The following is a 6991-nucleotide window of genomic DNA, read 5'->3' on the forward strand; positions in this document are numbered from 1 at the left end:
ACATTCATGGTACCTGTTCATTCTTCCCATATGTGAAAATATTCAACGCATCACGTCTGCACCCCGAATATCCGGCCGATCGCCGCCGTGACCGCCATGGCCATGATGCCCCAGAAGATGACCCGCACGGCCGGACGCAATGGCGCAGCCCCCCCGGCGCGTGCCCCCACCACGCCCAGCACCGCCAGGCCGATCAGGGATACGGCGCAGACAGCCCATGACACCACGCCAGCCGGTGACAGCATGGCCGCCAGGACGGGTAATATGGCACCGGACGAGAACGCACCGGCCGATGCAAACGCAGCCTGCACCGGACGCGCCGCCGTTGCTTCGGAAATACCCAGTTCATCACGGGCATGGGCACCCAGTGCATCATGTTTCATGAGCTGGAGGGCAACCTTGCGCGCCAGGATGTCATCCAGGCCACGCTGGCGGTATATCCCGGCCAGTTCGCTGACTTCGGCGTCCCAGCTTGTACCAAGTTCCTTTTTTTCGCGGGCAAGGTCGGCCTTTTCTGAATCCGCCTGCGAACTGACGGATACATATTCCCCCGCCGCCATGGACATGGCCCCGGCAACCAGACTGGAAATTCCGGCCAGCAGGATGCTGCCCCGTGTCGCATGGGCGCTGGCAACGCCAATGATCAGGCTGGAAGTGGACAGGATACCGTCATTCGCCCCCAGCACAGCCGCCCGCAGCCAGCCCAGCCGGGATGTCGCATGGATTTCCACGGGGCGTGACGGTGTACTACTTTCCATATTCATCAGATGCATTCCCTGTAACCAGCATTCTCTGGAAAACATCATCCCGGAGAATGAAGTAATGAAAACACGCCGCCAGCCCGTGACCCGTGGCAAGCACGATGATCAGCCAGCCATTCCACTGGTGCAGTCCGTGCAGCAGGCTGATGGCTGATGCCGAGAACCTGCCGAAAGGCGGCATGAACTGAAGGGACAGGAAACTCATGGCCTGTCCATTGCCCCACCGCCACATGTATCCCAGCACGATTTCCAGCATGACCAGCGCATACAGGCTGTATTCCACGCCGCGCGCCAGCACGGCATCAAGCCAGCGGTCGGCGGCGCGGATATGCCGCCCCCAGCCCAGCCGCCACAGCAGGCGCGCGGGGAACAGAACGCTCAGCACCATGCCCGCGGTCAGATGGGCGACCACCAGCTGATGGTGGAGCGGGTTGTGGAACAGGCCCCATGAATTCGCGGTTGCGAACTGCAGCACGATAATGGCCGCGCACCCCCAGTGGAAGATGACCGTCGGCACGTCATAACGTGTGGGGGGAAGGCTGGCTCTGTATTTCATCGGTGCAATCATGGCATCCAAACATGACGCGAACCTGAACGGGCAGGGATCGCCCCCGTGCGGCCGGCCGGTTATGTGCGCGGGGCGGAAAAAGGAACGGTGCCGGCGCGGCGTCAGGACCGGCAGGGGCGCGGTACCGTGGCCTGATGAACGCGGCGTGCAGGGCGTGCCCGGCCGCCCCTGCACCGTCACGGAATGACGGGTTTTCCCTGCGCCATCCGGTTCGCCAGGTCGCTCCACAGGCGGGCGGTTGCAAGATTGATGTCCGCCTTTACCGAAAAGGGGGACTGTGTGCGCGAGAAGGGGGACAGGGACATCCGTTCGCCAATGACGAAATGCCCCTGCGAAAACAGCATGACGGACAGCGACCCCTGCTGCCCCTGTCCCGTGGGGCGGGTAACGGCAACGCGCATATGGGGTGGCGGCATGGCAATGGCATGGAACGCGCGCAGTTCGGCATCGCCTGACGGGCAGGTCACGCTTTCCAGTACCGCATCGCGCAGGACGGAATGTGGATACCCGCCATACAGACCATCCACATGCAGGCGGATACCCTGTTCCACCGTCTGGCAGATCCCGTCCGTGTCCGTTTCGGCATGGGCCGCGCAGCCAGATATGCCGGTCATCATGAGGACAGCCAGCCCGTAACGCACTATCGACTTCATTTTATGTGTCCGGCCTCCCGCCGTACGACCCTGTTCATGCCATCGTGCTGATGCGTTTCATGCCCTAACACGCAAACATGACGTGAACCTGAACACCGGGTGGACGGTTATGACCGGACGGTGGTGGCCGCCTTCAGCCGGATACGGGATTGCCCGCAGGCCGCAACGGACGTGAATGCGGTCGTTCCATATACGGATACCCGGTCTGTCTGGCACTACGACAGGCGGGATAAGCTGCTGTGGCAATCAGTATTTTCGTTTCATGAATCAGTAAAAAATAAATCAGTATAAAAATACAATTTTTACCATGTTTTTTATATTTAATTTTTAACAAAAACATCATGTTGTGAAAAGAAAAACAGGTGTATAATATCTTCCCGGATTAGGACCCGTTTTTTACGATAATAATATGAGAATCATTTGCGACCGCGCAGGCTGACATCATGCAGGATTCCGGCTGTTTCCGGTAACGGACTGCCCTGGCGCGCCTGCGGGGGAATTCTTGTCTGGGGCCTTGGCGGTTTCATGTCCGTTCCGGGCCATGCCCAGACCATTCCAGTTGCCGCGCGTGATGTATGGCAGGCGGATGAAATCCCTGCCAGCGAGAGCCAGGATACCCCGTCCGCCGCTGGTGGCAGCCTGCTGGGCGACATGGGGGGACTGCGCCCGTGGCTGGCGCGTTACGGCATGACGCTGGGCATTCAGGATGTCAATGAACTGTGGGGCAATGCCACGGGCGGGATCGCCAGCACCAGTGGCGACGGCAGGGGAGCGGGCACGGGCGCGTCCTATATTGGCGTTACCATGCCCGACCTGACGGCGGATCTGGAAAAACTCATGGGGCTTGTGGGCGGGACGTTCAATGTCAGTGCCCTGCAGATCCGCGGACGCGCCATTACCCAGGATCATCTGGCCGATTTCAACCCCATCAGCGGGTTTGAGGCCGATCGGTCAACCCGTCTGTTCGAACTGTGGTACCAGCAGTCTTTCCTGAAGGACACACTGGACATCAAGATCGGCCAGCAGGATCTTGATACGGAATTCCTGATCAGTGATTACGCATCCCAGTATCTCAATGCCAGTTTCGGGTGGCCCATGGGTCCTTCGGCCAATCTTTATGCCGGTGGTCCCTCATGGCCCCTTGCCGCGCCCGCAATCCGGCTGCGCTATCGGCCCGGCGGAAACTATACCGTCATGTTCGCGGCTTCCGATGACAATCCGTCAGGCAACCGGGACAGCAACGTCTTTGGCGTGACCTCAAACCCGGCGGACCCCACAAGCCAGACGATGAACGATGGCAGCGGCACGCAGTTCAACATGGGAACCGGCGCCCTTCTGATTACCGAGATCCAGTACGCCCTCAACCCCCGGTCCGGTGACCGCCTGGGTGCGGTCCGCCATGCGGGGCTGCCGGGTGTCTATAAACTTGGGGGATATTACGACACCGCCCGCTTCCCGGACTATCGGTATAACATGCAGGGGCAGTCCCTTGGCGCATATGGCGGCACGCCACGCTGGGACCGGGGGAACTGGCTGATCTACGGGATAGTCGACCAGCTAATCTGGCGCCCGTCACCCGAAGGCGCGCGCGCACTGGGAGTATTCGTTCGGGCAACCGGGAATAGCGGGGACCGCAATATCATAAGCTTTGCCATTGATGCTGGGCTGAACCTGAAGGCGCCCTTTGCGGGCAGGACAAACGATACACTTGGCCTGGGCTGGGGCATCGGCCGTGCCACGTCGGGCGTACGCGCCTATGACCGCGCGCGCGGGGCGCTGGTGCAGGGAAATGAAAACCATTTTGAGCTGACCTATCAGGCCCAGGTCACGCCATGGATGGTCCTGCAGCCCGATTTCCAGTACGTGCTGGATCCCTCGGGCGGTCTGGGCAACCCGTCCCGCCCGATGCGCCGCATTGGCAATGAAGCCGTATTCGGACTGCATACCAATGTGAATTTCTAGCTGTCCGGGCAATGCGCCGGGCCGGCCGCATCTTTCCACGCAGGCCCGCAGGCAGGGTGGTCAGAATGTCACGCTACCGTGCAATCCGAAGATGGCTTCGTCATGCACGCGCCGCCCCCTGTCATCAAGCACGCCCCCGCTGGGTGACACGATGCCCTGGATATCGGGCTGGAGCATGAACCATGGCGTGACCTGGGCCTGATAGGTCAGTTCCAGGTGATACTCGTTACCCTGCGCGGGCAGGCCGGACCGCCGGTCTGCCGCGGCAAGGCAGGGACTGGCCGCGCCCAGTCCCGCCCCAAGCCCCAGTACGTCGCCACGGCGGTGAAACGGTGCGCTGAGGGCGATCCCCCCATCCACGGCATACACGATCTGGTTGCGGTCGGTATCTGCCGTCCAGTTCCCGCGGATGAAGGCATCCAGCGTCGTTATCCGTCCGAAATGCCGGAGCGTCTGGTCCACGATGCCGTAGACGGCCCAGTTGGTTTTATGGCTTTTCGCAAAGTCGGACTGGTCGGGAAAACGCCCGGTGTCAAAGTAACCGCCAAGTTTGTATGTGCCCTGTCTGCCGGATATGTCCCTGCGGTACTGGACTTCGCCAAAGAAAAGCGCGCCTGTGCTGAAACTGAACCGCGTGCCGCCCGGGTCGCGGTTCTGGTTCCACGGGTCCCTCACGTTGATGAAGGGGCCGCCAACGGGATTGTCATCGGCCGCCGCGAACAGGAAATTCCATCGTGGGGACAGGGTATAGCGTAACCGTATCGCGGGCGTGGTCACGGGGGAGACCGGCCCCTGATCATACAGGTCATTATCGGGCATGATGGGCCAGGAAAAGGACGCATTGAGGAAGGTCAGCCCGACACTGCTGACCATGAAATCATGCCCGAGATCCAGCTTGCCGATCCGTAGCGCCAGCCGTTCCCGCAAGAACTTCTGGCTGTACCACAGTTCATACAGCCGCCCGTTATCATCGGCCTCGATATTCGATGTCTGGTTGAAAACATACAGGGGCGCATTACTGAACGGGCGCCCGCGGATTTCCATGGCGCTGATGTCGAATGTTCCCAGCGCCAGGCCGGTCAGGGCGTGCAGGTCCGTCACCATTTCAACCGCCGTGGAGCCTATGTAGTTCTCCGATGCCTGCGCGCCCCCCACGGGGTTGGCCCATAACTCGTCGGTATCCGATATACGGATGTCAATTCCCTGCGCGAGCAGCCAGTTCCGCATGCCCCCCAGTCACCGGACAGACGGGTGCGCGGGTCAATATGATCAGGAACGCTCTGCCGTGGCGTCACACCTGCGCTTGGCACGCTGACGGGTACTGTCTGGGCATATGCGGGGGAGAGCACTGCCAGGAAAACAACCATAAGCAACCATGCACGATAATGATTGTCATATCCAGCATACCTCATCTGAACAATATAGCATCATGAAGTAGAATTTAAAATAAACTGTTCATTGCATTATCCTTTTCATTAATTCAAAATATATTTTCATAAGGTGTACGGCTTCATTATGCCGGAATTTATATGAAATGCGCCTTAATGCAGAATACATGCCAGAGTTTTTATTGTACATTGCGTACACTCCCTCATCCATCCTTGACAGGGTTCAGACCGGCACGGGTTCCGCCCTGACCGGACGCATGACAGGGGGCACCTGCCAGCGCCCCTGGTCCACGTCCCTGATCTCCCGGTCAATCTCACCGATAACCTGTCGTGAAAATGGGCCAAGATGCAGGTAGAGCGCGCTGATCATGACCACGTAAGGCAGCGCCTTCGGGTTATGCAGGGCGCAATCCAGCAGCATCCTCCAGAACTGCCCGGCCGTACCCGGCCCCGCGCGATGAATGCGCAGGAGAAGCCGGACAAAACCGCGCAGGTCCCCCTTTACCATCCGGTGGGCGCGCGTGCGCCCAAGCAGCCGGCCCAGCCGGCGCACCCGACCGAAATAGGCGGCCGGGTCATAGATCGCCCCGAGAACCGTCCTGTAGTCGTCCAGTACGTCGCGGCGTGGCCGCCTTGTCTCGAAATTCAGCCCGGCGGTGCACTGGTCCCCCGACCGGGTCTGTTCACTGCCGGAAAAAAGCCGGCCTTCGGCCAGCAGGCGGCGCGTCAGCTGGGTCGTGGGCAGGGCATAGAGCAGGCCGACCATGCAGACGGGGATCGACGTATCCTCGATACAGTCGATCATGCCTTTGGCCACGCTGCCCTTTTCGCTGTCAAATCCCACGATGAAACCGGCATTGACGAAAATCCCGGCCCGGTGGATCGTCTCGATGCTCTGTTGCAGGCTGCGCCGTGTATTCTGCTTTTTCTGCATGAGCACGAGGGAGTCCGTATCCGGACTTTCGATACCCACGAATATGGCGAAGAAATTGGTCTGTGACAGGCTGCGCAGCAGGTCGGGATCATCGGCGAGGTTGATCGATGCCTCGGTCGAGAATTCGAAGGGAAATTTCTTCTCCTCCTGCCAGCGTTTCAGGTCGGGCAGGAATTTTTTCAGTGCCTTCTTGTTGCCGATCAGGTTGTCATCCACAAAATCCACATGCCCGCGATATCCCAGCGCGTACAGGGCATCGAGTTCGGCCATGACCTGTGCATTGGTCTTGGTGCGGGGCACCCGGCCATACAGTTCGATGATGTCGCAGAACTCGCAACTGAACGGGCATCCGCGTGAAAACTGGATACCGACATGCAGGTACTGGTCCAGCTTCAGCAGGTCGAAGCGGGGCAGGGGACTTTTCGTGACATCCGTCTTGCCCATCGGTGCTTCAAACACGCCCCGCCTGGCCCCACCGCGCCAGGCGGCGATGAAATCATCCATGATGCCTTCGGCCTCGCCCAGTACCTGAAAATCCGCGGTACTGTAGAGGGACGGGCTGGATGTGACATCGGGGCCGCCAACCACAACCGGTGAGGTGGTCCCGTCCGTTCGGACAGTTTTGTGGGCTTGATAAGCTATACCCGGTTGTTGTTATGCCGCCCTTCTGACGGCGTTGCTGTTGGCCATCTGGTCCGGGGTTAACCCCGGACCAGATGGCGTCG

Annotated in this window: 5 protein-coding genes and 1 pseudogene; 1 reads left to right on the forward strand and 5 read right to left on the reverse strand. The window is 60.0% G+C overall.

Annotated elements, in window-relative coordinates; all coding sequences use genetic code 11:
- Positions 1 to 50: 50 nt before the first annotated feature.
- The 3 genes from CFR78_RS13925 to CFR78_RS13935 all read right to left on the reverse strand — a co-directional run bounded on the left by CFR78_RS13925 (position 51) and on the right by CFR78_RS13935 (position 1982).
- The gene (locus CFR78_RS13925; RefSeq protein ID WP_039998930.1) at positions 51 to 758 is read right to left on the reverse strand and encodes a VIT1/CCC1 transporter family protein; all 708 of its coding nucleotides are present in this window, start codon (positions 756 to 758) and stop codon (positions 51 to 53) included.
- On the reverse strand, positions 748 to 1317 hold the full coding sequence (locus tag CFR78_RS13930) for a cytochrome b (protein WP_240471484.1): 570 nt from the start codon (positions 1315 to 1317) through the stop codon (positions 748 to 750). The genes CFR78_RS13925 and CFR78_RS13930 overlap by 11 nt, the downstream gene beginning before the upstream one ends.
- Positions 1318 to 1505: 188 nt before the next feature.
- Positions 1506 to 1982: a hypothetical protein gene (locus CFR78_RS13935; RefSeq protein ID WP_034932743.1), complete on the reverse strand. Its 477-nt coding sequence runs from the start codon at positions 1980 to 1982 to the stop codon at positions 1506 to 1508.
- A gap of 525 nt (positions 1983 to 2507) precedes the next feature.
- On the opposite strand from CFR78_RS13935, the gene CFR78_RS13940 reads away from it, so the two are divergent.
- Positions 2508 to 3944: a carbohydrate porin gene (locus CFR78_RS13940; protein WP_051672167.1), complete on the forward strand. Its 1437-nt coding sequence runs from the start codon at positions 2508 to 2510 to the stop codon at positions 3942 to 3944.
- Positions 3945 to 4004: 60 nt separating this feature from the next.
- Here CFR78_RS13940 and CFR78_RS13945 read toward each other — a convergent pair whose 3' ends face one another.
- Complete coding sequence (locus CFR78_RS13945) at positions 4005 to 5171, reverse strand: carbohydrate porin (RefSeq protein ID WP_240471483.1); 1167 nt, start codon at positions 5169 to 5171, stop codon at positions 4005 to 4007.
- A gap of 384 nt (positions 5172 to 5555) precedes the next feature.
- Positions 5556 to 6860 (reverse strand): annotated as a pseudogene (locus CFR78_RS13950) (B12-binding domain-containing radical SAM protein); the annotation flags it as partial.
- Positions 6861 to 6991: the final 131 nt, after the last annotated feature.

The sequence above is a fragment of the Komagataeibacter rhaeticus genome (genome assembly GCF_003207855.1).
Taxonomy (GTDB): Bacteria; Pseudomonadota; Alphaproteobacteria; order Acetobacterales; family Acetobacteraceae; genus Komagataeibacter; species Komagataeibacter rhaeticus.

Coding starts and splice junctions, on each gene's coding strand:
- CFR78_RS13925 (WP_039998930.1), bottom strand. CDS start 758: ATGGAAAGTAGTACACCGTCACGCCCCGTGGAAATCCATGCGACATCC.
- CFR78_RS13930 (WP_240471484.1), bottom strand. CDS start 1,317: ATGAAATACAGAGCCAGCCTTCCCCCCACACGTTATGACGTGCCGACG.
- CFR78_RS13935 (WP_034932743.1), bottom strand. CDS start 1,982: ATGAAGTCGATAGTGCGTTACGGGCTGGCTGTCCTCATGATGACCGGC.
- CFR78_RS13940 (WP_051672167.1), top strand. CDS start 2,508: ATGTCCGTTCCGGGCCATGCCCAGACCATTCCAGTTGCCGCGCGTGAT.
- CFR78_RS13945 (WP_240471483.1), bottom strand. CDS start 5,171: ATGCGGAACTGGCTGCTCGCGCAGGGAATTGACATCCGTATATCGGAT.